This window comes from Streptomyces sp. NPDC096040 (assembly GCF_040303265.1).
Classification (GTDB): domain Bacteria; phylum Actinomycetota; class Actinomycetes; order Streptomycetales; family Streptomycetaceae; genus Streptomyces.
Map to the genome: position 1 here is coordinate 171,996 of NZ_JBEOTA010000017.1, position 25,556 is coordinate 197,551.

Here is a 25,556-nt window from a genome sequence, read left to right on the forward strand (position 1 = left end):
GTCCAATCCGCTCAGTCCGCGAAGCGGAACGTCGACGTGATCGCGTCGAAGATGTCGAAGAAGGAGTCGGCCAGGTCCAGGACCTGGCTGCTGCCCGCTACCAGGGCGACCTTGCCCTCCTGGCCGGGAACCGGGATGAACGTCTGCATCAGGACCGCGCGAATCGTGCGGTTGAGGCTGTCCTCCGGGATCGGGATGTCCTCGATGCCGTACGTCCGGCCGGCCGGCCCCACGCCGGGGATGTCGACGGTCGTCACCTTGCGCCAGGAGTCGCCCTCCCGGTGCGCCTCCTTCGGCGCGAGCTGGGCGGCGATCGCGGCCGGGTCGTTGGAGAGCGGCGCGCCCTCGCGCGTACGGCCGCCGACCAGCGACACCGTGACCGAACCCGTGATCGGCGTGTCCCCGCCGAAGCTCTCCGCCATGCAACCGCAGTACATCGCGCCCGACTTCCACGCGTCGGCCGCGGACTTGCGGAGGAAGCCGACATACGTGTCCCGGTACTGCGCCAGCTCCGGGTGCTGCGCCACCCGCTCGTTCACCATCCGCCGGATCGAGTCGTCCCGCGACTCCGGCCGTACGTCGAACTCCCACCACGATTCCGGCACCTTGATCCGGAAACCGCCGCGCTCGATGGTGAGCGTCTCCATATAGCGGGCCATGGTGTACGTCATCCCCCGTCCGATGATGTGATGTACGGTGCGGCCCAGACTACGAGATGCGCGAACGGGGGACGGTCACGTGGGCAAAGGCAAGAGCGACCTCGCGATACCGCTCAGCGAGCTTGAGGACTACGGCCGCCAACTGCGCTCCATCAAGGAACGTCTCAACCACACCAAGAAGATGTTCGAGTCCTACAAGGACGACGTCGGCAGCGGCACGGTCTACGACGCCCTCGACGACTTCGAGTCCAACTGGCACGACGGCCGCGAGGACATCACCAAGCAGATCGACTCGCTCGCCGACATGTCAGACACCGTTGTCCGCGAGTTCAAGAAGCTGGACGACGACCTCGCGAAGAAGGCGAAAGACGCGGTGCGGCCGGAGGAACAGCAGCAGGGCGGCGGCGGGAACAAGGCGGAGTAGTCCGCGTTGTTGGACGCAGCGCGCCCCGCTGCGTGACACCCATGACGGCGAGGGCCGCCTGCGCGGGGTCGCCGCGCTCGAGGACCGCGCCCGCGCGGCCGACGTCGCAACTTCAGCGTGCTGCTGTCGCCCACGCGGAGAGGCGCACGGCCTCGCGCGGCTGCTCACGGCGGAGCAACTGCGGTCGTCGGGGCTGTCGTTGGACGACGCGGCACATGTAGTCGCCGAACCGGCCGGGAACGCGGCGACGCACGGGCGGGTCTCGGGGCCGCGGTTTCCGGCTGTGGATGTACGTCGTCGGGGACACGGTCCGGATCGAGCGGACCATCTACGACACCTGCGGGGAGCAGCAACCTCGTCCGCGCGTCCCGGGGCCGGAGGACGAGAGCGGTCGCGGGCTGGTGATCGTGGAGGCGCCGGCGGACCACTGGGGTGTCATCCCCGACCCCTCCACGTAAGACCGTGTGGGCCGAACTCGGCGTCGACGTCTGACCGGTTCGGGGCGGTTTTGATCAGCGGAGTCAGTCAGGTGGCGCTCCATCCGGCTTTCGTGGACCGTCGTCCCGCCGACGAGTTACCGTACGGATACGCCGTGTCGCTCACGGTCACCAGAGGAGGAATCCTGTGTCATCGCCCTGCGACCCCCAGTACGCTCCCGCCGGTGACGTGGGCGCGGCGCTCATGATGATCGACTCCCGGCTCAAGTCCATCTACGCAGGTAAGTCCGGGATCGACCCCGAACAGCAGGAGCTGATCGACCAGTTCACAGCGTCACTGGGCCCCACGGGAGTCGACGACCTGGTGGAGGGCGCGTGCACCCTCATCTACATGTACATGCAGTGGCTGCGGATGGCGTACGAGGACCACGACAGGGACGTGATCGAGTACGTGGTGCCCACCTTCGTGGCCTCGACGCGCATGATGCGCAAGAGCGTCCGTCCCGAGGTCATCCCCACCATGACCGGCCTGCTGGTCGCGGCCGGCACCGGCCTGAGCCCCAGCCTGTGGCGCAGGCAGTACGGGGACTGGACCAAGGACGAGATGAACGCCCTGGAGGCCACGGTCGTGCTGCTCGCGGAGCACATCAACCGGCTCACCGGCGACCACGACTTCGCCACCCGGCTGATCACCGAGGCCCTGACTCGCTCGAACGAGGACTGAGGACGGAAGACTTAAGGCTGATGCGCCCCTGGCAAAAGGAGAGGTTAATTCCAAGTTGTTTGGAATGGTTGCCGAATCAAAAAGCCGCTCGCATCCGCCTGCGAGCAGCCCTTTCGGAACATTTCCGAAGCCTGTGACAGTTCCTGACCTTGGCTTTACCATCGCCCAATGCGTATTTCCGAGGTCGAAGCAGCCAACGCCCGCATGCTGGCCCACGCACCATCGGTCCGGCCCGTCGCCACCGGCGACATCATCCGTGTGCACCGCAAGAAGTTCCCGTACCGCGGCTACGTCGAGATCGAGTCGCCGTACTGCCCGCCGTTTGTGATGTTCAGCGTGAACGACGATGCGGTCGCCATGGACACCTTGTGGAACGGGACGTTCGGCTACGAGCCCGGCACCCTCGCCACCTGGTCCCGGCTGGCGGCGCGGAGCGCGACGATCGCGGACGTCGGTGCCCATGTCGGCTACTTCTCGATGATCGCCGCGCACGCCAACCCGAAGGCGAAGGTGCACTCCTTCGAGCCCGTCGATCAGATTCACGCGCGGCTGTCCGTGAACGCCCGGTCGAACGGCGTCCAGAATGTCAAGCTCTATCAGGCCGGTGTCTCCAGCGAGCCCGGCTGGGCCGACATCAGTGTCCGTTTCTCCGGGAACCTGCTGTCCACTGGTTCGACCCTGGAGGGCGCCGCCCCCGACGCCCAGCTCAAGCGCATCCAGCTGGTCACGCTGGACGAGGTGTTCGCCGACACCAAGCTGGACCTCGTCAAGATCGACGTGGAGGGCCACGAGATGTCGGTGCTGCGCGGGGCCCGCCAGGTGCTGAAGCGCGACCGGCCGACCCTGGTCCTTGAGGCCCTCGTGGACGCCTCCCTCGACGAGCTCATCGCCGAGTTCGAGCCGTTCGGCTACGACGCCCACTGGATCGCCGAGCACGACGGCTCGCTGGTCCACTGGAAGGAGCCCCTTCCCGCGCACACCCGGAACCTGCTCTTCGCCCCGCGGAACTGAGGCTGTCCCCACCCCCGACACACCTGCGTCCCGGATGGCCGGGGCCGGCCCGCGTCCGGCAACGTGACGGTCGGAAGCGGGGCGACGTCGTCGAAGGACAGCGCGTAGTGCAGCCCGGTCGTCGTCGGCAGTGCCGGATTCCGCGGGGACAGGTACGCCCACACGGTCACCTCCCCCGCCGACAGCAGGCTCACCTCGTACTCCAGCCGAGGCCACGCATCTCCCCAGCCCCCCCGTCACCGGCCACGCCGTCATCCCGGCGCCCGTCCGGCCGATACGCGCCGAATGGTTTCGAGGCGCCGACACACCGAAAGGCCCGTACGACCGAAGTCGTACGGGCCTTTCAGAGACTCACCGGGTCAGCCCTTGCGGGCCAAGATCACTTGTTGATCTTGGTGACCTGGCCGGCGCCCACCGTGCGACCACCCTCACGGATGGCGAACTTCAGGCCCTCCTCCATGGCGATGGGCTGGATCAGCTCCACCTTCATGTCGGTGTTGTCGCCCGGCATGACCATCTCGGTGCCCTCGGGGAGGGTCACGACGCCGGTCACGTCCGTGGTACGGAAGTAGAACTGCGGGCGGTAGTTGTTGAAGAACGGCGTGTGGCGGCCACCCTCGTCCTTGGACAGGATGTACGCCGTGGCCTCGAACTCCGTGTGCGGGGTGACCGAGCCGGGCTTGATGATGACCTGGCCGCGCTCGACGTCCTCGCGCTTGATGCCGCGGAGCAGCAGACCGACGTTCTCACCGGCCTGACCCTCGTCGAGCAGCTTGCGGAACATCTCGATACCGGTGACCGTGGTGGTGGTCTTCTCGGTCTTGATGCCGATGATGTCGACGGTCTCGTTGACCTTCAGGACACCACGCTCGATACGGCCGGTGACGACCGTACCGCGACCGGTGATCGTGAAGACGTCCTCGATGGGCATGAGGAACGGCTTGTCGACGTCACGCTCGGGCTCCGGGATGGACTCGTCGACGGCCTTCATCAGGTCGAGGACGGACTGGGTCCACTCGGCGTCGCCCTCCAGCGCCTTCAGCGCGGAGACCTTGACGACCGGCAGGTCGTCGCCCGGGAACTCGTACTCGGAGAGGAGCTCACGCACCTCGAGCTCGACGAGCTCCAGGATCTCCTCGTCGTCCACCATGTCGGCCTTGTTCAGGGCGACGACGATGTACGGAACGCCGACCTGGCGGGCCAGGAGCACGTGCTCCTTGGTCTGCGGCATCGGGCCGTCGGTGGCGGCGACCACGAGGATCGCGCCGTCCATCTGCGCGGCACCGGTGATCATGTTCTTGATGTAGTCCGCGTGACCCGGGCAGTCGACGTGGGCGTAGTGACGGGTCTCCGTCTGGTACTCGACGTGCGCGATGGAGATGGTGATACCGCGCTGACGCTCCTCGGGCGCCTTGTCGATGTTGTCGAACGCGGTGGCCTCGTTCAGGTCCGGGTACGCGTCGTGCAGCACCTTGGTAATGGCGGCCGTGAGGGTCGTCTTACCGTGGTCGATGTGACCGATGGTGCCGATGTTGACGTGCGGCTTAGTCCGCTCGAACTTCGCCTTCGCCACTGGGGTCCTCCTGGGAGTGGTTCTGTACGCCTTGATTCGATCGGCGCCAGGTGATCTTTGCTGTTGGTTCCCGGGCCCCGGGCAGTTCCGCCACGAATGTGGAGGAACGACCCGTGAGGCTCCGGGGTCAAGCCTAAAGCGTCGTAGCGCGGTGCGTTACTCGCCCTTGGCCTTCGCGATGATCTCCTCGGCGACGTTCCGCGGAACCTCGGCGTAGGAGTCGAACTGCATGGAGTAGCTGGCCCGGCCGGACGTCTTGCTGCGCAGGTCGCCGACGTAACCGAACATCTCCGAGAGGGGCACGAGGCCCTTCACGACGCGGGCACCGGCCCGCTCCTCCATGGCCTGGATCTGACCACGGCGGGAGTTGATGTCGCCGATGACCTCACCCATGTAGTCCTCGGGCGTGGTGACCTCGACGGCCATCATCGGCTCCAGGAGCACGGGGGACGCCTTGCGCGCGGCCTCCTTGAAGGCCTGCGAACCGGCGATCTTGAACGCGAGCTCGGAGGAGTCGACCTCGTGGTAGGCACCGTCGAGAAGCGTGACGCGGACGCCCGTCATCTCGTACCCGGCGAGGATGCCGAACTGCATGGCCTCCTGCGCACCGGCGTCCACCGAAGGGATGTACTCCTTCGGGATGCGGCCACCGGTCACCTTGTTCACGAACTCGTACGAGGCGTCGCCGCTCTCGATGGGCTCGATCGCGATCTGCACCTTGGCGAACTGACCGGTACCACCGGTCTGCTTCTTGTGGGTGTAGTCCACGCGCTCGACGGCCTTGCGGATCGTCTCGCGGTACGCGACCTGCGGCTTGCCGACGTTGGCCTCGACCTTGAACTCACGGCGCATACGGTCGACCAGCACCTCGAGGTGCAGTTCGCCCATACCACCGATGATGGTCTGGCCGGTCTCCTCGTCCGAGTGGACCTGGAAGGACGGGTCCTCCTCGGCCAGGCGCTGGATCGCGACGCCCAGCTTCTCCTGGTCGCCCTTCGACTTGGGCTCGATGGCGACCTGGATGACCGGCGCCGGGAAGTCCATGGACTCCAGGATCACCGGCTGCTTGTCGTCGCACAGCGTCTCACCGGTCGTGGTCTGCTTCAGACCCATGACGGCGATGATGTCGCCGGCGCCCACCGACTCGATCTCCTCACGCTTGTTCGCGTGCATGCGGTAGATCTTGCCGATGCGCTCCTTCTTGCCCTTGACGGAGTTCAGCACGGCGGTGCCGGACTCCAGGCGGCCCGAGTAGACCCGGACGAAGGTGAGCTTGCCGAGGTGCGGGTCGCTCATGATCTTGAAAGCGAGCGCGGACAGCGGCTCGTCGTCGGACGGCTTGCGCTTGACGACGACCTCGGGGTCCTTGACGTCGTGGCCCTCGATGGCCTCGACGTCGAGCGGGGTCGGCAGGTAGCGCACGACCGCGTCGAGCAGGGGCTGGACACCCTTGTTCTTGAACGCGGTACCGCAGAACACGGGGGTGACCGTGACACCGTCGGACTTGCCGGACGCGATGGTGATACGACGGATCGCGGCGTACAGCTGCTCCTCGGTGGGCTCCTGGCCCTCCAGGAACAGCTCCATGATCTCGTCGTCGTTCTCCGCGACGGCCTCGACCAGCTTGCCGCGGTACTCCTCGGCAGCCTCGGTGTGCGTGGCCGGGATGTCGACGACGTCGTACATCTCGCCCTTCGCCGCCTCGGCGGACCACACGAGCGCCTTCATGCGGACCAGGTCCACAACGCCCTTGAAGTCCATCTCGGCGCCGATCGGCAGCTGCATGACGAGCGGCACGGCACCCAGACGGTCCGAGATCATGTCCACACAGCGGTGGAACTCGGCGCCGGTACGGTCCAGCTTGTTCACGAAGCAGATGCGCGGCACGCCGTAGCGGTCGGCCTGACGCCACACCGTCTCGGACTGGGGCTCGACACCGGCGACACCGTCGAACACCGTCACGGCACCGTCGAGGACGCGCAGCGAACGCTCCACCTCGACGGTGAAGTCGACGTGGCCCGGGGTGTCGATGATGTTGATCGTGTAGTCGTTGTCCTCAAGCGGCCAGTGACAGGTGGTGGCAGCAGAGGTGATCGTGATGCCACGCTCCTGCTCCTGCTCCATCCAGTCCATGGTGGCAGCGCCGTCGTGGACCTCACCGATCTTGTACGACACACCGGTGTAGAACAGGATCCGCTCGGTGGTGGTCGTCTTGCCCGCGTCGATGTGGGCCATGATCCCGATGTTGCGGACCCTGGCCAGGTCAAGTGAAGTGGTAGCCATAAGGCTTCAGTCTTCTCTCGGTCTCGATGTGGGTAGCGACTACCAGCGGTAGTGCGCGAAGGCCTTGTTGGACTCGGCCATCTTGTGGGTGTCCTCGCGCTTCTTGACGGCCGCGCCGAGGCCGTTCGAAGCGTCGAGAAGCTCGTTGAGCAGACGCTCGGTCATGGTCTTCTCGCGACGGGCGCGGGAGTAGCCGACCAGCCAGCGCAGCGCCAGGGTGTTGGCGCGGCCGGGCTTGACCTCGACCGGCACCTGGTAGGTGGCGCCACCGACACGGCGGGACTTGACCTCAAGCGTGGGCTTGATGTTCTCCAGCGCGCGCTTGAGCGTGATGACCGGGTCGTTGCTGGTCTTCTCGCGCAGGCCCTCCATGGCGCCGTACACGATGCGCTCGGCGGTGGAGCGCTTGCCGTTCAGCAGCACCTTGTTGATGAGCGAGGTGACAAGAGGAGAACCGTAGACCGGGTCGATGATGACCGGGCGCTTCGGGGCAGGGCCCTTACGAGGCATTCTTACTTCTCCTTCTTGGCGCCGTAGCGGCTGCGGGCCTGCTTGCGGTTCTTGACACCCTGGGTGTCGAGCGAGCCGCGGATGATCTTGTAGCGAACACCGGGCAGGTCCTTCACACGGCCGCCGCGCACGAGCACGATGGAGTGCTCCTGCAGGTTGTGTCCCTCACCCGGAATGTAAGCAGTGACCTCGATACCGCTGGTCAGACGCACACGCGCGACCTTACGCAGGGCCGAGTTCGGCTTCTTCGGGGTGGTCGTGAACACACGCGTGCAGACGCCACGACGCTGAGGGGAACCCTCGAGTGCGGGCGTCTTGTTCTTCTCGACCTTGTCCTGCCGGCCCTTGCGGACCAGCTGCTGGATCGTAGGCACTACTTCTCCGGTTTCTGTGTGCCGAATGGTGAAGCTAACCTGGAACAGTCTCCGACCCACGCGGTCGGGTGTGTCGGATTCCGCGAACTCCTGCCGAACGGCAGGAGGGGGCGCGGATCGCGGTGGCCACTTCGTCACTCCGGTGCGGTTTGAAGGCACGCACGAGGGTCAGGGCACACCCCAGGCACAAGGTCTGAGCGTACCTAGCGCAATCACTCCGGTCAAAACAAAAGAAGCGGGACCGGCCGTGGAGGGGCTGAGCTGCGGTTTCGAGGCCGCCTTCCGATATACCACGAAGACGAACGAGACGCGAACGGAGAGCGGCGTGGGCCGTCGGCGGCCGGCGTCGTGGCGCACGAGCCCCTCCTCCCTCGTGGCCGCGCCCCTCGCCCTTCACGGCGCGGCCAAGCCGACCGGCCGCCCGTTCGCCCCGGCGCATCGCCGCATTTTTTCCGGAGAGACAAACACAGCCGGGCCGCAACGAGGTGAGCCGGAGCTGTCGAGCAGAGATAGCGCACGAATTTGGGAGGTGGACGGAAGAATTGAGGACTTCCTGCACACCACCTCCGCACCCGAGCCCCCGGACGGACGGGTTTCCTGGCTTTCGCGAGGAGGTGCAGGACGGGGTTCGATGCGTGCGGCAAGCCGACGCGCCGACTCCCCACGGGACAGCCCGTGACCAGGGAAGATAAGAGTCAGCCCGGGCAGGACCGCACCGTCTGCACCGGCTGGAGAGAGAGACACACAGAGAACGGCTGCGCGCCTCCTTATAATCACCCTCCAGGAAAACAATGACATCCAACTGACCGACCGTTCCACTTTCCCGTCCGCCTCGATGTCCCGTAACAGGCCCTGCCTTTAGCATTGCCGTAAACGGATGAATTCACCGCTTAATAGCCGAAGGGCGGCCACCCCGTACGCAACGGAGTGGCCGCCCTTCAGGACGTCAGAACCACCTACTACTGGTTGTACGGACCGTAGTCGTAGTCCTCCAGCGGAACGGCCTGGCCGGAGCCCGTGCCGAACGGCGAGTAGTCGATGTCGTCGTAGCCGACGGCCGAGTACATCGCGGCCTTCGCCTCCTCGGTCGGCTCGACCCGGATGTTGCGGTAACGGGACAGACCCGTACCGGCCGGGATGAGCTTACCGATGATGACGTTCTCCTTGAGGCCGATGAGCGAGTCGGACTTGGCGTTGATCGCCGCGTCGGTGAGGACTCGCGTCGTCTCCTGGAAGGACGCCGCCGACAGCCAGGACTCCGTGGCCAGCGAGGCCTTGGTGATACCCATGAGCTGCGGACGACCGGAGGCCGGGTGACCGCCCTCCTGGACCACACGACGGTTCTCGTGCTCGAACTTCGAGCGCTCGACCAGCTCGCCGGGCAGCAGCTCGGCGTCGCCGGACTCGATGATCGTCACCCGGCGGAGCATCTGCCGGATGATGATCTCGATGTGCTTGTCGTGGATCGACACACCCTGCGAGTTGTAGACCTTCTGGACCTCGCCGACCAGGTGGACCTGGACGGCACGCTGGCCCAGGATGCGCAGCACGTCGTGCGGGTTGGTGGCACCCACGGTGAGCTTCTGCCCCACCTCGACGTGCTCGCCCTCGCTGACCAGGAGCCGGGCGCGCTTCGAGATCGGGAACGCCGTCTCGTCGCTGCCGTCGTCCGGGGTGATGACGATCTTCTTGGTCTTCTCGGTCTCCTCGATCCGCACGCGGCCCTGGGCCTCGGAGATCGGGGCGACACCCTTCGGGGTACGGGCCTCGAAGAGCTCGACGACACGCGGCAGACCCTGGGTGATGTCGTCACCGGCCACACCACCGGTGTGGAAGGTACGCATCGTCAGCTGGGTACCGGGCTCACCGATGGACTGGGCGGCGATGATGCCGACCGCCTCACCGATGTCGACCAGCTTGCCGGTGGCCAGCGAACGGCCGTAGCACATGGCGCAGGTGCCGACGGCGGACTCACAGGTCAGGACCGAGCGGGTCTTGACCTCCGAGACACCACGGGCGACCAGCTCGTCGATGAGGACGTCACCGAGGTCGGTGCCGGCCGGGGCCAGGACCTGACCGTCGACCACGATGTCCTCGGCGAGGCAGCGCGCGTACACGGACGTCTCGACGTTCTCCGCCTTGCGCAGCACGCCGTCGGCGCCGACCTCCGCGATGTGGAGCTTGAGGCCGCGGTCGGTGCCGCAGTCCTCCTCGCGGATGATGACGTCCTGGGAGACGTCGACCAGACGACGGGTGAGGTAACCCGAGTCGGCGGTACGCAGCGCGGTGTCCGCGAGACCCTTACGGGCACCGTGCGTGGAGATGAAGTACTCCAGCACGGACAGACCCTCACGGAAGGACGCCTTGATCGGACGCGGGATCGTCTCGTTCTTGGCGTTCGACACCAGACCACGCATACCGGCGATCTGACGCATCTGCATCATGTTGCCTCGTGCGCCCGAGTTCACCATCATGAAGATCGGGTTGGTCTTCGGGAAGTTCTCGTTCATGGCCTCGGCGACCTCGTTGGTCGCCTTGGTCCAGATCGCGATGAGTTCCTGGGTGCGCTCGTCCTTGGTGATCAGACCGCGCTCGTACTGCTTCTGGACCTTCTCGTCCTGCGCCTCGTAGCCCTTGACGATCTCCTTCTTCGCCTCGGGAACGACGACGTCGGAGATGGCCACGGTGACACCGGAACGGGTCGCCCAGTAGAAGCCGGCCGCCTTCAGGTTGTCGAGCGTCGCCGCCACGATGACCTTGGGGTAGCGCTCGGCGAGGTCGTTGACGATCTCGGAGAGCTGCTTCTTGCCGACCTCGTAGTCGACGAACGGGTAGTCCTCGGGCAGCAGCTCGTTGAAGAGCGCGCGGCCCAGGGTCGTACGCAGACGGAAGCTGTCGCCCGTCTGGTACTCCGGCTCACCCTCCTCGACGGCCGGCGGGGTCCAGCCGCGCGGCGGGATGGTGCCCACCGGGAAGCGGATGTCGACCTTCGACTGGAGCGACAGGTCGCCCGCGTCGAACGCCATGATCGCCTCGGCCGCGGAGCCGAAGGACCGGCCCTCGCCCTTGACGTCCCGCATCTCGCTGTCGGTGGTGAGGAAGAACAGACCAAGGACCATGTCCTGGGTCGGCATCGTCACCGGACGGCCGTCGGCGGGCTTGAGGATGTTGTTCGAGGACAGCATCAGGATGCGGGCCTCGGCCTGCGCCTCCGCGGACAGCGGCAGGTGCACGGCCATCTGGTCACCGTCGAAGTCCGCGTTGAACGCGGTGCAGACGAGCGGGTGGATCTGGATGGCCTTGCCCTCGACCAGCTGCGGCTCGAAGGCCTGGATGCCGAGGCGGTGCAGGGTGGGCGCACGGTTCAGCAGCACCGGGTGCTCGGCGATGACCTCTTCGAGGACGTCGTACACGACGGTGCGGCCGCGCTCCACCATGCGCTTGGCGCTCTTGATGTTCTGCGCGTGGTTCAGGTCGACCAGGCGCTTCATCACGAACGGCTTGAAGAGCTCCAGCGCCATCGCCTTCGGCAGACCGCACTGGTGCAGCTTCAGCTGCGGACCGACGACGATCACGGAACGCGCGGAGTAGTCCACACGCTTGCCGAGCAGGTTCTGACGGAATCGACCCTGCTTGCCCTTCAGCATGTCGCTGAGGGACTTCAGCGGGCGGTTACCGGGACCGGTGACCGGGCGACCACGACGACCGTTGTCGAAGAGGGCGTCAACGGCCTCCTGGAGCATGCGCTTCTCGTTGTTCACGATGATCTCGGGCGCACCGAGGTCGAGAAGGCGCTTCAGGCGGTTGTTGCGGTTGATCACACGGCGGTACAGGTCGTTCAGGTCGGAGGTCGCGAAGCGGCCACCGTCCAGCTGCACCATCGGGCGAAGGTCCGGCGGGATGACCGGGACGCAGTCCAGGACCATGCCCTTGGGGCTGTTGGAGGTCTGCAGGAAGGCAGACACGACCTTCAGCCGCTTCAGGGCACGGGTCTTCTTCTGGCCCTTGCCGGTGCGGATGATCTCGCGGAGGCGCTCGGCCTCCTCGTCGAGGTCGAAGGACTCCAGGCGCTTCTGCAGCGCCGCGGCACCCATGGAACCGTCGAAGTAGGTGCCGAAGCGGTCCCGCAGTTCGCGGTAGAGCAGCTCGTCGCCCTCGAGGTCCTGGACCTTGAGGTTCTTGAAGCGGGTCCACACCTCGTCAAGGCGGTCGATCTCGCGCTGCGAACGGTCGCGCAGCTGCTTCATCTCACGCTCGGCACCCTCGCGCACCTTGCGGCGCACATCGGCCTTGGCGCCCTCGGCCTCCAGCTCGGCCAGGTCGGCCTCGAGCTTCTTGGCGCGGGCCTCCAGGTCGGCGTCCCGGCGGTTCTCGATCTGCTGGCGCTCGACCGAGACATGCGCCTCCAGGGAGGGCAGGTCGCGGGTACGGCGCTCCTCGTCGACGAACGTGATCATGTACGCCGCGAAGTAGATGACCTTCTCCAGGTCCTTCGGGGCGAGGTCGAGCAGGTAGCCCAGGCGCGACGGGACACCCTTGAAGTACCAGATGTGGGTGACGGGGGCGGCCAGTTCGATGTGGCCCATCCGCTCACGGCGCACCTTGGCGCGGGTCACCTCGACGCCGCAGCGCTCACAGATGATGCCCTTGAAGCGGACACGCTTGTACTTGCCGCAGTAGCACTCCCAGTCCCGGGTCGGACCGAAGATCTTCTCGCAGAAGAGTCCGTCCTTCTCGGGCTTGAGCGTGCGGTAGTTGATCGTCTCGGGCTTCTTGACCTCGCCGTGGCTCCACTGACGGATGTCGTCAGCGGTGGCCAGGCCGATCCGGAGCTCGTCGAAGAAGTTGACGTCGAGCACTATGCGTCAATCCCTCTCAGGGTTGTGAGTCTTTGGTCTGATACGGGGGCCTGGGGGTCGGCGGGGGCCTCACACGGTGGTGGGGCCCCTACCGGACTCCCGTCAGACCTCTTCGACGCTGCTCGGCTCACGCCGGGACAGGTCGATGCCGAGCTCCTCCGCCGCGCGGAAGACGTCCTCGTCGGTGTCACGCATCTCGATGGACATACCGTCGCTGGACAGCACCTCCACGTTCAGGCAGAGCGACTGCATCTCCTTGATGAGGACCTTGAAGGACTCGGGGATGCCGGGCTCGGGGATGTTCTCGCCCTTGACGATGGCCTCGTAGACCTTCACGCGGCCGGTGACGTCGTCGGACTTGATGGTCAGCAGCTCCTGGAGGGCGTAGGCGGCGCCGTAAGCCTCCAGCGCCCACACCTCCATCTCGCCGAACCGCTGGCCACCGAACTGGGCCTTACCACCCAGCGGCTGCTGGGTGATCATCGAGTAGGGACCGGTCGACCGGGCGTGCAGCTTGTCGTCGACCAGGTGGTGCAGCTTCAGGATGTACATGTAGCCGATGGAGATCGGGTCCGGGAACGGCTCACCGGAACGGCCGTCGAACAGCCGCGCCTTACCGGTCGGCTGCACCAGGCGGTCACCGTCGCGGTTCGGGATGGTGTGCTGGAGCAGACCTGCCAGCTCGTCCTCACGGGCACCGTCGAACACCGGGGTGGCGACGTTGGTGCGCGGGGCGACCTGGTCGGCACCGATGACCTGGAGACGCTGGGCCCAGTCTTCGGCGAGACCGGAGACGTCCCAGCCGCGGCTGGCGAGCCAGCCGAGGTGGATCTCCAGCACCTGTCCCGGGTTCATTCGGGACGGGACACCCAGCGGGTTGAGGATGATGTCGACCGGGGTGCCGTCCTCCAGGAACGGCATGTCCTCGATCGGCAGGATCTTGGAGATGACACCCTTGTTGCCGTGCCGGCCGGCGAGCTTGTCACCGTCGGTGATCTTGCGCTTCTGCGCGACGTAGACGCGGACCAGCTGGTTCACGCCGGGCGGCAGCTCGTCGCCCTCCTCGCGGTCGAAGACGCGGACGCCGATGACCTTGCCGATCTCGCCGTGCGGGACCTTCAGCGAGGTGTCACGGACCTCACGGGCCTTCTCACCGAAGATCGCGCGCAGCAGGCGCTCCTCCGGCGTCAGCTCGGTCTCACCCTTGGGCGTGACCTTGCCGACGAGGATGTCACCGGCGACGACCTCGGCACCGATCCGGATGATGCCGCGCTCGTCGAGGTCGGCGAGGACCTCCTCGGAGACGTTCGGGATGTCCCGGGTGATCTCCTCGGGGCCGAGCTTGGTGTCACGGGCGTCGACCTCGTGCTCCTCGATGTGGATCGAGGAGAGGACGTCGTCCTGCACGAGGCGCTGCGACAGGATGATCGCGTCCTCGTAGTTGTGACCCTCCCACGGCATGAACGCCACGAGCAGGTTCTTGCCGAGGGCCATCTCGCCGTTCTCGGTGGCCGGACCGTCGGCCAGGACCTGGCCCTCGATGATCCGGTCGCCCTCGTTGACGATGACCTTCTGGTTGACCGAGGTGCCCTGGTTGGAGCGGGCGAACTTGGCCAGGCGGTAGGTGATGTAGGTGCCGTCGTCGTTGGCGGTGGTGATGTAGTCGGCGGAGACCTCCTGGACCACACCCGCCTTCTCGGCCTTGACCACGTCACCGGCGTCGACGGCGGAGCGGTACTCCATGCCGGTGCCGACGAGCGGGGACTCGCTCTTGATGAGGGGCACGGCCTGGCGCATCATGTTCGCGCCCATGAGGGCACGGTTGGCGTCGTCGTGCTCCAGGAACGGGATCATGGCGGTCGCGACCGACACCATCTGGCGCGGCGAGACGTCCATGTAGTCCACGTCTTCACCGGCGACGTAGTCGACCTCGCCGCCACGGCGGCGGACCAGGACGCGGTTCTCGGAGAAGCGCATGTCGTCGTTGAGGCCGGCGTTGGCCTGCGCGATGACGAATCGGTCCTCTTCGTCGGCGGTCAGGTAGTCCACCTCGTCGGTGACCTGGCCGTCGACGACCTTGCGGTACGGGGTCTCGACGAAACCGAACGCGTTGACGCGACCGTAGGAGGCGAGCGAGCCGATAAGACCGATGTTCGGGCCTTCGGGCGTCTCGATCGGGCACATACGGCCGTAGTGCGACGGGTGCACGTCACGGACCTCGAAGCCGGCCCGCTCACGGGAGAGACCACCCGGGCCAAGAGCCGACAGACGGCGCTTGTGGGTGAGACCCGACAGCGGGTTGTTCTGGTCCATGAACTGGGACAGCTGGCTGGTGCCGAAGAACTCCTTGATGGAGGCGACGACCGGCCGGATGTTGATCAGGGTCTGCGGCGTGATCGCCTCGACGTCCTGGGTGGTCATGCGCTCACGGACGACGCGCTCCATACGGGCCAGACCCGTGCGGACCTGGTTCTGGATGAGCTCGCCGACGCTGCGCAGACGACGGTTGCCGAAGTGGTCGATGTCGTCGGTCTCGACGACGATCGAGCCACCGCTGTCGCCGACCGTCTCGGTCTCGCCCGCGTGGAGCTTCACCAGGTACTTGATCGTCGAGATGATGTCCTCGACGGTCAGGATGCCGGCGTCCAGCGGGGCGTCCGCGCCCAGCTTCTTGTTGACCTTGTAGCGGCCGACCTTGGCGAGGTCGTAGCGCTTCGGGTTGAAGTACAGGTTCTCCAGGAGCGTCTGCGCGGCCTCGCGCGTGGGGGGCTCGCCCGGACGCAGCTTGCGGTAGATGTCGAGCAGCGCGTCGTCCTGGCCCTGGGTGTGGTCCTTCTCCAGGGTGGCGCGCATCGACTCGTACTCGCCGAACTCCTCGAGGATCTGCTCGGTCGTCCAGCCGAGCGCCTTGAGCAGCACGGTGACCGACTGCTTGCGCTTGCGGTCGATACGGACACCGACCATGTCGCGCTTGTCGATCTCCATCTCCAGCCAGGCACCCCGGGACGGGATGATCTTGGCGGAGAAGATGTCCTTGTCGGACGTCTTGTCGATCGAGGAGTCGAAGTAGACACCGGGCGAACGGACCAGCTGCGACACCACGACACGCTCGGTGCCGTTGATGACGAAGGTGCCCTTGTTCGTCATGAGCGGGAAGTCGCCCATGAAGACCGTCTGGGACTTGATCTCACCGGTCTCGTTGTTGGTGAACTCGGCCGTGACGAAGAGCGGGGCGGCGTACGTGAAGTCGCGCTCCTTGCACTCGTCGATGCTGTTCTTCGGCGGTTCGAAACGGTGGTCGCGGAACGTCAGCGACATCGACCCGGAGAAGTCCTCGATCGGGGAGATCTCCTCGAAGATCTCCTCCAGACCGGACTTGGTGGGGACGTCCTGACCGGACTCCAGAGCCTCCTCGACCCGACTCTGCCAGGCGGTGTTGCCGAGCAGCCAGTCGAAGCTCTCGGTCTGCAGCGCGAGCAGGTTGGGAACCTCGAGAGGCTCCTTGATCTTTGCAAAGGAGATGCGCAGCGGGGCGGTGCTGGCGCCGTTGTTCATATTCGCGTTCGAGGCAGTGCGCGAGGCGGCCAAGAGGGGGTCCTTCCGAGGGCTCGGACTCACTACGCGCTCCCCGGTCCCTTGCCGGACACAGAGACAGAAACCCCAGTTCAGAGGAGTTCGGTCGTCGGCATTCGGGTGAGGGCAGACCCCTGGTGACGGGCAGGGGACAGCTAACAGGCAGCGCAAAGGGTCAGTGTAGCCACTTGGCACACTGATGTCCAGTCTCCATCTTCTGAGACCCTCGCCATCGTCAACGCCTGCGTCATGCCTGCCCTCAACGCACGTTGATACTGCCCTCTTCGTCGCCGATCCATGCCTCGGATTCGGACCGTTCTGGCGACGCGTCCTGAGAATTGCGCGCTGCGTGCGGTTCGTCAAGGCCCCCTTGCGCAAACCCGGTGCGCCAGGGACACGACGAAGATCACCATACCTCCCGCCGGGGCGGGTGCAAGGTAACCGTGGTCGGCCTCCCAGGAACGCCGAAGAGCGACCACCCGGATGGATGATCGCTCTTCGCGGTCCGCGCGTTACAGCCCCGGAGGACGTGTTTCAGCGCACAGAGGTCAGGTCGACCTCAGAGGCCTTACTTGACCTCGACGGAGGCGCCGGCGCCCTTGAGGGACTCGGCGGCCTTCTCGGCGGCGTCCTTGGCGACCTTCTCGAGGACGGGCTTCGGGGCGCCGTCCACGAGGTCCTTGGCCTCCTTCAGGCCGAGCGAGGTCAGCTCACGCACGACCTTGATGACCTGGATCTTCTTCTCGCCGGCGCCGGTGAGGATGACGTCGAACTCGTCCTTCTCCTCCTCGACCGGGGCGGCGGCGGCCGGACCGGCCGGGCCCGCGACGGCGACCGCGGCGGCGGCGGTGACGTCGAACTTCTCCTCGAACGCCTTCACGAACTCGGAGAGCTGGATGAGGGTCATGCCCTCGAACTCGGCGAGCAGTTCGTCCTGGGTGAGAGCCACGATGGCTTTCCTTCCACTAATTCGGCTGGTGCCGATGTACATGTCTGGCGGGCGTACGTTCGGCCCGCTACGACCTCTGCCTCAGGCGGGGAGCCTCAGGCGGCGGTCATTTCGGGAGCCGAATTACTCGGCACCGCCCTGCTCGTCCTGCTTGGCACGGAGCGCGTCCACGGTGCGGACGAGCTTCGACGGGAGCGCCTGGAAGACCTGAGCAGCCTGCGTCTGCTTGCCCTTCATGGCGCCCGCCAGCTTGGCGAGCAGAACCTCGCGGGACTCGAGGTCCGCAAGCTTCTTGATCTCGTCGGCGGACAGCGCCTTGCCGTCAAGGACACCGCCCTTGATGACGAGGTTCGGGTTGTCCTTGGCGAAGTCACGAAGACCCTTCGCCGACTCCACCGGGTCACCGGTGACGAAGGCGACCGCCGTCGGACCGTTGAACAGGTCGTCGAGCGTCGAGATCCCGGCCTCGTTGGCCGCAATCTTGGTCAGCGTGTTCTTCACCACGGCGTACTGGGCGTTCTCACCGAGCGAACGACGCAGCGTCTTGAGCTGCGCCACGGTGAGACCCCGGTACTCGGTCAGCACGGCGGCGTTCGAGCTGCGGAACTGCTCCGTCAGCTCGGCTACCGCGGCAGCCTTGTCGGGCCTTGCCATAGAGCGTCGGCCTCCTTCCGGGTGATGAGGACCGCTCAGAAGGGGCTGGGAAAACGAAACGCCCCGGCGCAGGCGCACGGGGCGTAGCTCGACCGAACACACATACGTGAGCATGTGTCCCGGGAGCACTTCCACAGTCACCTGCGCGGGTCGTCCGCGGTTCAGCGGATCCTTCGGCCACCGCACACTCTTACGAGCGGACGGCAACGACCAGCGGTCTTTGGCTTCGTTAGGAGAGTACGGGACCGGTGCACTGTCAAGCAAATCGGCTCCGCCCGGCGTTCGGGAGCGCTCAGGAGACGGTGCCGCCCTGTTGCTTCAGCAGCGTCCTGAAGTCCTCGGTGTCGCCGACCGGGGGCTGCTCGGCGGTGACCCGCACGCCGTAGTCGCTGTAGTAGGCGGTCTGGGTCATCGCGCCGTTCGCCGTGTCGGCCTTCTCGGTCTTCTTGACCAGCAGGTCCCTGTCGTCGACCCAGATGTCGACGGTCTCGGTGCCGACGCCGGCCTGGGTGAGCTGCTCCTGCAGCTCGCTCTCGCCGGCCAGGTCGGAGACGTGCACCGTGCCCGAGTAGTGGGTGGAGTGCACGCCGGAGACCTGCTCCTCGCCCATTGTCCCCACGTCCCCGGAGGCGAGCAGCAGCCGTACCGACTGGTTGGGCGTGGTGTTGCGCATCAGGTCGGTCATCATCGCGCCCGAGCCGCCGCCCAGGGTGGCGAGGTAGTCGTACGGGTACTTGATCCAGTGCTTGCCGCCCAGCTGCCGGGCGAAGGCGGGGCCGACCTTGGCGTAGTAGGCGTCCCGGAGGTAGCGGGTCTCCAGGGACGTGGAGTCGAGCCGGCGCATCAGGTCGGCGGTGGTGCCGCCGGTGTAAGTGATGGTGAGGGTGCCGGTGAGGCCGTCCGTCCAGCCGAGGGCGCCCTCGGCCTTCGTGGACATCAGGGAGCCCAGGGCCGTGGTGGAGCGAACCCGCACCGACCGGGCCTGGTGAGTGGACCGCTCGGCGGAACGCAGGGCGGCCAGGGAGCGGGCGTGGTGGGCGGCGGTGCCCTTGGGGTCCGGGCCTGACGGCGAGGTGCAGGCGGCCGCCCCGGTCAGCACGCTCGCCACCGCGATCGCCAGGGCCACCCGGCGCACACTCGACCTCGTCATCTCGGCCCACCCCCCGTACGAGTCCCGCACCCCCGACGCTAACCCAGGCCACTGACAGCCGTGGCGGAAGTCCCACCAAGGGCGGGCGTACGCCGCCCACCAAGGGCGGGCGAGCCGTCCCGCAAGCGCAGGCGCGAATCGTCCCGCAAGGGCCGGACATGCGCCGTCCCGCAAGGGCAGACACGAGCCGCCCCGCCAAGCGCAGGCGCGAGCCACCGCGCAAGGGCAGACATGCGCCCTCCCGCCAAGCGCAGGCGCGAACCGTCCCGCAAGGGCAGACACGAGCCCTCCCACCAAGCACAGGCGCGAACCGTCCCGCAAGGGCCGGACATGCGCCGCCCCGCAAGCGCAGGCGCGAGCCGGAAAACAGGGCGGGCCCCGCAACCCTCTCGGGTTGCGGGGCCCGTCCTGTTGCTGACGCGTCCCTGACGCGGCTGCCGGACCGAGCGCGGGGCTCAGACGGCGGCCGGGTCCTCCTCGGTGAGGAGGTTGCGGGTGCGGTTCGGGTCGACCGGGATGCCGGGGCCCATGGTGGTGCTGACCGCGGCCTTCTTGATGTAGCGGCCCTTGGCGGCGGACGGCTTCAGACGGAGGATCTCCTCCAGCGCGGCGCCGTAGTTCTCCACCAGCTTCTCGTCGTCGAAGGACGCCTTGCCGATGATGAAGTGCAGGTTCGAGTGCTTGTCGACGCGGAACTCGATCTTGCCGCCCTTGATCTCGGTCACGGCCTTGGCGGTGTCCGGGGTCACGGTGCCGGTCTTCGGGTTCGGCATCAGACCACGCGGGCCGAGGACACGGCCGAGGCGGCCGACCTTGCCCATGAGGTCCGGGGTGGCGACGACGGCGTCGAAGTCCAGACGGCCCTTCGCCACCTCGTCGATCAGCTCGTCGGCGCCGACGATGTCGGCGCCCGCGGCACGCGCGGCCTCGGCACGGTCACCGGTCGCGAAGACCAGGACCCGGGCGGTCTTGCCGGTGCCGTGCGGGAGGTTCACGGTGCCACGGACCATCTGGTCGGCCTTGCGCGGGTCGACACCCAGACGGAAGGCGACCTCGACGGTGCCGTCGAACTTGGACGTGGAGGTCTCCTTGGCGAGACGGACGGCCTCGAGCGGGGCGTACAGCTTGTCCCGGTCGATCTTCTCGTCCGCAGCGCGAAGGGCCTTGCTGCGCTTGCTCACAACTTGCTCCTGTGGGTTCTGAAGGAGTCGTGGTGTACGGGCCGAGCAGGCCCTACCACGGTGGTTCTGACGAAGGTGGGGTTCAGCCCTCGACCGTGATGCCCATGGAACGGGCGGTGCCGGCGATGATCTTCGACGCGGCGTCCAGGTCGTTGGCGTTCAGGTCGGGAAGCTTGGTCTGGGCGATCTCCCGGACCTGCTCCTGAGTGATCTTGGCGACCTTGGTCTTGTGCGGCTCGCCGGAGCCCTTCTCGACACCAGCGGCCTTGAGGATCATCTTCGCGGCCGGCGGGGTCTTGGTGACGAAGGTGAAGGAGCGGTCTTCGTAGACCGTGATCTCGACCGGGATGACCCAACCGCGCTGCGACTCGGTCGCGGCGTTGTAGGCCTTGCAGAACTCCATGATGTTGACGCCGTGCTGGCCGAGCGCGGGGCCGACCGGCGGGGCCGGGTTCGCCGCACCGGCGTTGATCTGGAGCTTGATGAGCCCCGTGACCTTCTTCTTCTTGGGAGGCATAGCTCTCCGGGTCCTTTCCATTCGGGTCCTGCCTGCGCAAGGGGACCACCCTGAACGCAGGCATACCGCACAACGATAACGGGTATAGATGCGCGGCCAAAAACCGAGCAGGTCAGGCGAGTGCCTGACCTGCTCGGAAGCGTGACGTCCAGAAGGAACTAGTTCTTCTGGGACTGATGAAGGTCTGTGGTGAGCTGCAAGAAGTCTACCGGGGTGGCCCATGACCAGCGGCGGGCCGGTCGTTGACTGTCGTTGGCTGTCGTCGTCGGCCACCCTCGGACGGCCCACAGACGGCCCGGCCGTGGGCCCCGGCCTGCCGCTAGCGATAGCGGCAAGGGGTGCTAACGATAGCGGCAGCGATAGCGGCCAAAACAGCTAGTGACCAGCGCGTTAGCGAATGGCAGCCTGCCTGGGCAGACCTCGGAATCGCGCCGTACCGCGCCTCTGAGAGAGGCACCCCGGACCGCTATCGGGCCCGGCCGGACCGCGTCGGGCCGCCGTGGCGACGGGGGCGAGTGCGAGCTCCCGCACCCTGCTGGATGGCGGGGTGTGCCCCCTGCCCAGTAGCCCAGGCGGTGCGCGGCTGCTTGTCACGTCGCTTGTCATCTGGCTTGTCTTGTCACTTGTCGGCTTGCAGGTCAGACGTGGTTTCGGTACCCAGAACAAGCCTGCGGGCGTCCTTGTTCTGCGGGCGACAAGCGCCCAAGACAAGCGGGTGCCGGCAGGGCGCTGGCAGCCTCGTAGGGGAAGAGCAAGAAGGAGCGGCCTACGGCCGCGCGCCCCTTGGCAGCTCGCTGCGCTCGCGCGACGAGCGTCGTTGGGGCGAAGGCCGTGAGCGCCTCTCAGGGCGCATGGACCCCTTTGCGAGGGGGTGGGAACCTCCGGGGCCATGAACGGCCGCCTGCGGCCTCACGGAGACGCTGCAAGGCGGCAGTTTCCACCGCCCTACGCGCGCGTGCGCGTAGGGCCCCCTCCCCGGAACCCACTGCAACTTGGAAACCCGCAGGTCATAGGGCGGTTGCGGGGGTCAACCGGTGCTGTCGCCGCAACCGGCGGCATCAACCGCCGCAAATCGGGCGGGATGGCGGCCCGGCGTAACGACCGCGCGCACAAGCAAGAGGAGCACGCCACGGCCGGTGGTGCTCCTCTTGCTTGTGGACGCGAGGGCGGCAATCCAGGGGGGCGACGGACTCGCCCCCCGCCTGGAATGCCGCCCTGGGGGCCTTCCAAGGGGCGGACGGCAGGCTTAAGACGTCGTTTATTTTGGTCGCAGCACGACGAACGGGACTGCCACAGTGATCCGTATGGAACCTCCTCCCGACACCGTGCTTATCTTCGATCGCGACGAGGACCTGCTCGTCTTCGAATCCTTCGTCCACGCCACGAACTGGATTGAGGCGATTGACGTCGATGAGGGTGAGTACACAGCGGCGTACTCACCGGACGGTGGCGTGTGGGCGCTGACTTCCCCCGAAGGCCCGGAGGGATCGGTCGTACTGGCCAGGACCGGCAGCGTGGACCTGGGCGATTTGGAGCGGAGGGTGGCCCGTTACTGGCGGCGCCACCAGGCAGGTCAGCCCACACGTGACCCGCTACAGACAGCGCGGTTCTTGATCGAGAGGAACAACAAGCCGCGCAGGGTATGGCTGGGTCGGGTCATCGCCCTGCTGCGACGCGGAACAGCTGGGACCGAACCCACTCCATCGCCTCGTAGTGACTTCACCGCGCAAGGCGACGGTAGCCGATGAGGGCTGCGGCTATGCCGACGAAGGCGAGGAAGTGCTCGGCCTTGCGCTCGACGCCCCTGCGGGCGATGCGGTGGCGAATGCCTCTCTTGCGAAGCCATCGGCGCAGGTGGTCGTAGTCGTATCCCTTGTCCGCATGGAGCTTGGCCGGGCGTCGTCGGGCCCGTTCCGTTCTGTGCGGCTCACCACGGCTCTTCAGTAGGGGACGGTCGTTCGTACCGCGATCCGCCCTCCTGAAGAGCCGCCCTTCACTCTCTCTTACTAGAGAGTTGAGGGAAGATAGCGTCCGCAGCGTCCGCCGGGCATCGCTCGCCCCCTCTGACCTGCACTTTTCCTGTGGACGCTAAACAAAATGTTTAGCGTCCGCCAGCGTCCGCAGCGTCCGGCCACGCTCCGCTACTAAGAGCGTTTTTCCGCAGGTCAGGGCGGCTCTTAGTGGTCGCGCAGATAGGCGTGAGTGGGTACTTGCTCCTGGCGCATCAATGATGAGATTCGCTTTGGGTGCAGATCTTCTGAGGGTGATTGGTTGGGGTAATTCGTCTCCCGTGCCGGCCGAGTCCGTTTCTTGGGCGTCAGTACGGCGGGCGGGTTGCTGGGGCGGGGGCCGATGGCGAGGGCGGGTGCGGTGCTGTCGTTGGTTGAGGCCGGGGAGGCTTCGGAGCGCGCCCCGTTTGAGGACTTGCGGGTCGGGCTCGCAGAGGTGACGGACTCGCTGGCGGCTGCTGAGTCGGTGCTGTCTGCCGAGCTCAGCCTGGACAACGTCGGCTTCATCATCGTCGGCCGGTCCGCGATGGTCTGGGGCCGGTCGTCCTCGCCTACTGGCGCTTCGGCAACGGAGAAGGCGCCGCGTCGCCGTGTGACGCAAGGCAGGCGGAGCCCGTCCGCTCAACTCACGCTGCCGTTCGGCTGGATGGCGTCGTCCGACCGGATGGCCTGGGAGCAGCGTGCCAGCAGCGAGCGCAGCGTGGCACGTTCCTCCGCGGTGAACGCGCGGGCGATCCGGCGTTCGATCGCCACCGCCTCCCGGTCGGCCTTGTCCAGGGCGAGCCGGCCGGCCTCGGTCAGCCGGGTCTCCAGGACGTTGCGGTGCCAGGGGTGGGGAGTGCGCTCGACGAGGCCGTGATCTTGCAGGTTTCTCAGGACGACGGTCATCGCCTGCGGTGTGACTAGGCAGGCCCGGGCCAACGCCGCCGCCGACATGCCCGGCGTGTCGGCCAGCGCAAAGAGAGCGGCGTACTGGGGGACGGTGACTCCAGCCGTCCTCACGGCGGTGTTCTTGGCTGCCATGAGTTCCTGCTCGACACGCTTGATGTCGAGCCCGAGCCGTTCACGTGCAGGCATGACCACGCAGACGAGTGTACAATCTCTGGCGAATATAAAACTTTTGATAATGAACAGAGTTTTGATGGAGCGGTCATGACGATTCCCGAGAGCCACCTAGACCTGCTGACCCGTCCCTTGTTCGTCCATCTGGCCACCACAGGTCCCGCCGGGACCCCGCACGTCAACCCGGTCTGGACTGTCTGGGACGGCGAGTTCCTGCGGTTCACCACCACCACCGACCGCCGCAAGTGCAAGAACGTGACGGCCGACCCGCACATCGCCGTCTCCGTCAACGATCCCGAGCAGCCATACCGCTACCTGGAGATCCGGGCCGAGGTCCTGCGGATCGAGCCCGATCCGTCGGGGGCGTTCTTCGACATCCTCGCCAAGCGCTACGGCCTGCCCTACGAACCGCCGGTCGGCGATGCCCAGCGACGCGTTGTCCTCGTGGCCCGGCCCACGCACGCCACGAGCCAGTAGCCGGTGCACGAGCCGGTAGCAGGTGCGACGGGGCCACGCCGCTCGCCTGGAGGTCCGACAGTAGTTAAGAGATCGTGCGGATAGGGCGTGGGGTCATGGCCGGCGGTTCGGGCGTTTGTCCCAGCGGTGAGTGATCCACGCCCGTCGGATCAGGCTGCGCACAGTGATGATCGCATCAGCGAGGTCGAAGAAGGCGTCGATGACAGTGGCGCGGCGTTCGTAGCAGCGGGCGAGTCGGTGGAAGGCGTTCTGCCAGGCGTGGGTGCGCTCGACGTGCCAACGCCGGCTGGCCTGGATCGGTGCTTTCTCGCCTTTGTGCGCGATACGGCCGTGGAGACCGCGTTCGCTGAGCAGAGTGCGGGTCGTGTCCGAGTCGTAGCCGGCGTCCAAGTGCACGGTCACGTCGCCGGGTAACGGCCCGAGGTCGTCCAGGCGGTCAAGGGTGGGGGCGAGCAGCGGGGAGTCGTGGCGGTTGGCGCCCGCCAGGACACGACCCAGCGGAATGCCGTAGCCATCCGTCATGCCCGAGCGTTTAAGCCCCTGTTTGCCGCGGTCGGCCGGTGAGCGTCCGGCGACCTCGCCGCCCCCGGGAGCCTTGGTGATGGAGCCGTCCACGGCGATCTGGTCGAGGACGAGGCCGACGATCCGGTCGTAGCACTCCAACGCAATGTGTTTGAGCCGGGCGAAGACGCCAAGTCGTATCCACTCGTCGCGACGGTTGCGGATCGTGGTGGCCGAGCATGTCGTGTCGGCGATCGCCTCGTAAGAACAGCCGAAGCGCAGCAGTTGCAGGAGCTTGTCGAAGATGTTCCGGTCGCTGATCCGCTTGCGGTGGCAGCCGAGCGGATGGTCTGGGTGGTACGCCGGCCGCTCGGGCAGCAGGGCCGCGAACTGGTCCCAGAGTGGTTCGGTCAGCCATGATGGCAGCGCGGGCACAGGTCTCCTCGGTAATCACAGAGCGTCGCAACTCCATGATCACCAAGAACTGTGCGCGTTCTGCTGCCGAGGCCCCCGCTGCCCCTATCTGCGTGGCCTCTTAGCCTTGATCCACCGACGTGGTCTGAAAGTGATCTTCTGACTGATCCTGAGCCGGTTTCGGGGTGGTGATTGTGGGCGGGCAGGTGGCATCC

At 66.5% G+C, this 25,556-nt stretch carries 20 protein-coding genes and 2 pseudogenes; 6 read left to right on the forward strand and 16 right to left on the reverse strand.

What is annotated here, in order from left to right; genetic code table 11:
* Positions 1-11: 11 nt before the first annotated feature.
* Entirely contained in the window at positions 12-659 is a 648-nt protein-coding gene (locus ABTY98_RS24485; protein ID WP_352223105.1) for a hypothetical protein, read from the reverse strand.
* Positions 660-738: 79 nt separating this feature from the next.
* On the opposite strand from ABTY98_RS24485, the gene ABTY98_RS24490 reads away from it, so the two are divergent.
* The 4 genes and pseudogenes from ABTY98_RS24490 to ABTY98_RS24505 all read left to right on the forward strand — a co-directional run bounded on the left by ABTY98_RS24490 (position 739) and on the right by ABTY98_RS24505 (position 3,255).
* Positions 739-1,083, forward strand: coding sequence for a hypothetical protein (locus ABTY98_RS24490; RefSeq protein WP_351748618.1), 345 nt, complete (start codon positions 739-741; stop codon positions 1,081-1,083).
* Between the two features lie 117 nt (positions 1,084-1,200).
* A pseudogene (locus tag ABTY98_RS24495) lies at positions 1,201-1,575 on the forward strand (ATP-binding protein).
* 132 nt (positions 1,576-1,707) lie between these two features.
* On the forward strand, positions 1,708-2,244 hold the full coding sequence (locus tag ABTY98_RS24500; RefSeq protein ID WP_352223087.1) for a hypothetical protein: 537 nt from the start codon (positions 1,708-1,710) through the stop codon (positions 2,242-2,244).
* Between the two features lie 168 nt (positions 2,245-2,412).
* Positions 2,413-3,255, forward strand: a complete 843-nt coding sequence (locus ABTY98_RS24505; RefSeq protein WP_352223088.1) for an FkbM family methyltransferase — start codon at positions 2,413-2,415, stop codon at positions 3,253-3,255.
* Here ABTY98_RS24505 and ABTY98_RS42390 read toward each other — a convergent pair.
* From ABTY98_RS42390 to rplK, 12 genes are all read right to left on the reverse strand, one after another.
* Complete coding sequence (locus tag ABTY98_RS42390; RefSeq protein WP_502994332.1) at positions 3,153-3,449, reverse strand: hypothetical protein; 297 nt, start codon at positions 3,447-3,449, stop codon at positions 3,153-3,155. The genes ABTY98_RS24505 and ABTY98_RS42390 overlap by 103 nt on opposite strands.
* Positions 3,450-3,634: 185 nt before the next feature.
* On the reverse strand, positions 3,635-4,828 hold the full coding sequence (tuf, locus tag ABTY98_RS24515) for an elongation factor Tu (RefSeq protein ID WP_351693772.1): 1,194 nt from the start codon (positions 4,826-4,828) through the stop codon (positions 3,635-3,637).
* Between the two features lie 156 nt (positions 4,829-4,984).
* Complete coding sequence (gene fusA / locus ABTY98_RS24520) at positions 4,985-7,111, reverse strand: elongation factor G (protein ID WP_352223089.1); 2,127 nt, start codon at positions 7,109-7,111, stop codon at positions 4,985-4,987.
* Positions 7,112-7,150: 39 nt separating this feature from the next.
* Entirely contained in the window at positions 7,151-7,621 is a 471-nt protein-coding gene (rpsG, locus tag ABTY98_RS24525) for a 30S ribosomal protein S7 (RefSeq protein WP_007384059.1), read from the reverse strand.
* A 2-nt stretch (positions 7,622-7,623) separates the two neighbouring features.
* Positions 7,624-7,995 carry a 30S ribosomal protein S12 gene (gene rpsL / locus ABTY98_RS24530; RefSeq protein ID WP_003948652.1) on the reverse strand — a complete coding sequence of 124 codons (372 nt, stop codon included), beginning with the start codon at positions 7,993-7,995 and terminating at the stop codon, positions 7,624-7,626.
* A 959-nt stretch (positions 7,996-8,954) separates the two neighbouring features.
* Complete coding sequence (locus ABTY98_RS24535) at positions 8,955-12,854, reverse strand: DNA-directed RNA polymerase subunit beta' (protein ID WP_352223091.1); 3,900 nt, start codon at positions 12,852-12,854, stop codon at positions 8,955-8,957.
* Between the two features lie 102 nt (positions 12,855-12,956).
* Positions 12,957-16,442 carry a DNA-directed RNA polymerase subunit beta gene (rpoB, locus tag ABTY98_RS24540; protein WP_352223092.1) on the reverse strand — a complete coding sequence of 1,162 codons (3,486 nt, stop codon included), beginning with the start codon at positions 16,440-16,442 and terminating at the stop codon, positions 12,957-12,959.
* Positions 16,443-16,995: 553 nt separating this feature from the next.
* Entirely contained in the window at positions 16,996-17,379 is a 384-nt protein-coding gene (gene rplL, locus ABTY98_RS24545) for a 50S ribosomal protein L7/L12 (RefSeq protein ID WP_351694530.1), read from the reverse strand.
* Positions 17,380-17,499: 120 nt separating this feature from the next.
* A complete protein-coding gene (gene rplJ, locus ABTY98_RS24550) occupies positions 17,500-18,030 on the reverse strand; it encodes a 50S ribosomal protein L10 (RefSeq protein WP_352223093.1) in 531 nt (176 codons plus the stop codon).
* Positions 18,031-18,322: 292 nt separating this feature from the next.
* Positions 18,323-19,180 carry an SCO4651 family lipoprotein gene (locus tag ABTY98_RS24555; RefSeq protein WP_352223094.1) on the reverse strand — a complete coding sequence of 286 codons (858 nt, stop codon included), beginning with the start codon at positions 19,178-19,180 and terminating at the stop codon, positions 18,323-18,325.
* A 455-nt stretch (positions 19,181-19,635) separates the two neighbouring features.
* The gene (gene rplA / locus ABTY98_RS24560) at positions 19,636-20,361 is read right to left on the reverse strand and encodes a 50S ribosomal protein L1 (RefSeq protein WP_352223095.1); all 726 of its coding nucleotides are present in this window, start codon (positions 20,359-20,361) and stop codon (positions 19,636-19,638) included.
* A gap of 82 nt (positions 20,362-20,443) precedes the next feature.
* The gene (gene rplK, locus ABTY98_RS24565; RefSeq protein ID WP_132857189.1) at positions 20,444-20,878 is read right to left on the reverse strand and encodes a 50S ribosomal protein L11; all 435 of its coding nucleotides are present in this window, start codon (positions 20,876-20,878) and stop codon (positions 20,444-20,446) included.
* A 1,304-nt stretch (positions 20,879-22,182) separates the two neighbouring features.
* On the opposite strand from rplK, the gene ABTY98_RS24570 reads away from it, so the two are divergent.
* Positions 22,183-22,626, forward strand: coding sequence for a hypothetical protein (locus ABTY98_RS24570; protein WP_352223096.1), 444 nt, complete (start codon positions 22,183-22,185; stop codon positions 22,624-22,626).
* Here the strand turns inward: ABTY98_RS24570 and ABTY98_RS24575 are convergent.
* Together ABTY98_RS24575 and ABTY98_RS24580 are read right to left on the reverse strand one after the other, a co-directional pair.
* Positions 22,598-22,789 (reverse strand): annotated as a pseudogene (locus tag ABTY98_RS24575) (IS5/IS1182 family transposase); the annotation flags it as partial. The gene ABTY98_RS24570 and the pseudogene ABTY98_RS24575 overlap by 29 nt on opposite strands.
* A gap of 719 nt (positions 22,790-23,508) precedes the next feature.
* Complete coding sequence (locus tag ABTY98_RS24580; RefSeq protein WP_352223097.1) at positions 23,509-23,964, reverse strand: MarR family winged helix-turn-helix transcriptional regulator; 456 nt, start codon at positions 23,962-23,964, stop codon at positions 23,509-23,511.
* Between the two features lie 75 nt (positions 23,965-24,039).
* On the opposite strand from ABTY98_RS24580, the gene ABTY98_RS24585 reads away from it, so the two are divergent.
* Positions 24,040-24,426: a PPOX class F420-dependent oxidoreductase gene (locus ABTY98_RS24585; protein ID WP_352223098.1), complete on the forward strand. Its 387-nt coding sequence runs from the start codon at positions 24,040-24,042 to the stop codon at positions 24,424-24,426.
* A gap of 93 nt (positions 24,427-24,519) precedes the next feature.
* Here ABTY98_RS24585 and ABTY98_RS24590 read toward each other — a convergent pair whose 3' ends face one another.
* Positions 24,520-25,362 (reverse strand): IS5 family transposase, encoded by an 843-nt coding sequence (locus ABTY98_RS24590; RefSeq protein ID WP_352223099.1) that lies wholly within the window; start codon positions 25,360-25,362, stop codon positions 24,520-24,522.
* Positions 25,363-25,556: the final 194 nt, after the last annotated feature.

What these genes read in the sequence shown, in the direction of transcription:
- ABTY98_RS24580 (WP_352223097.1), bottom strand. Translation starts at nt 23,964, where the DNA reads ATGCCTGCACGTGAACGGCTCGGGCTCGACATCAAGCGTGTCGAGCAG.
- ABTY98_RS24505 (WP_352223088.1), top strand. Translation starts at nt 2,413, where the DNA reads ATGCGTATTTCCGAGGTCGAAGCAGCCAACGCCCGCATGCTGGCCCAC.
- ABTY98_RS24485 (WP_352223105.1), bottom strand. Translation starts at nt 659, where the DNA reads ATGGCCCGCTATATGGAGACGCTCACCATCGAGCGCGGCGGTTTCCGG.
- rplJ (WP_352223093.1), bottom strand. Translation starts at nt 18,030, where the DNA reads ATGGCAAGGCCCGACAAGGCTGCCGCGGTAGCCGAGCTGACGGAGCAG.
- rpsG (WP_007384059.1), bottom strand. Translation starts at nt 7,621, where the DNA reads ATGCCTCGTAAGGGCCCTGCCCCGAAGCGCCCGGTCATCATCGACCCG.
- ABTY98_RS24570 (WP_352223096.1), top strand. Translation starts at nt 22,183, where the DNA reads ATGGAACCTCCTCCCGACACCGTGCTTATCTTCGATCGCGACGAGGAC.
- ABTY98_RS24585 (WP_352223098.1), top strand. Translation starts at nt 24,040, where the DNA reads ATGACGATTCCCGAGAGCCACCTAGACCTGCTGACCCGTCCCTTGTTC.
- ABTY98_RS24555 (WP_352223094.1), bottom strand. Translation starts at nt 19,180, where the DNA reads ATGACGAGGTCGAGTGTGCGCCGGGTGGCCCTGGCGATCGCGGTGGCG.
- rplK (WP_132857189.1), bottom strand. Translation starts at nt 20,878, where the DNA reads ATGCCTCCCAAGAAGAAGAAGGTCACGGGGCTCATCAAGCTCCAGATC.
- fusA (WP_352223089.1), bottom strand. Translation starts at nt 7,111, where the DNA reads ATGGCTACCACTTCACTTGACCTGGCCAGGGTCCGCAACATCGGGATC.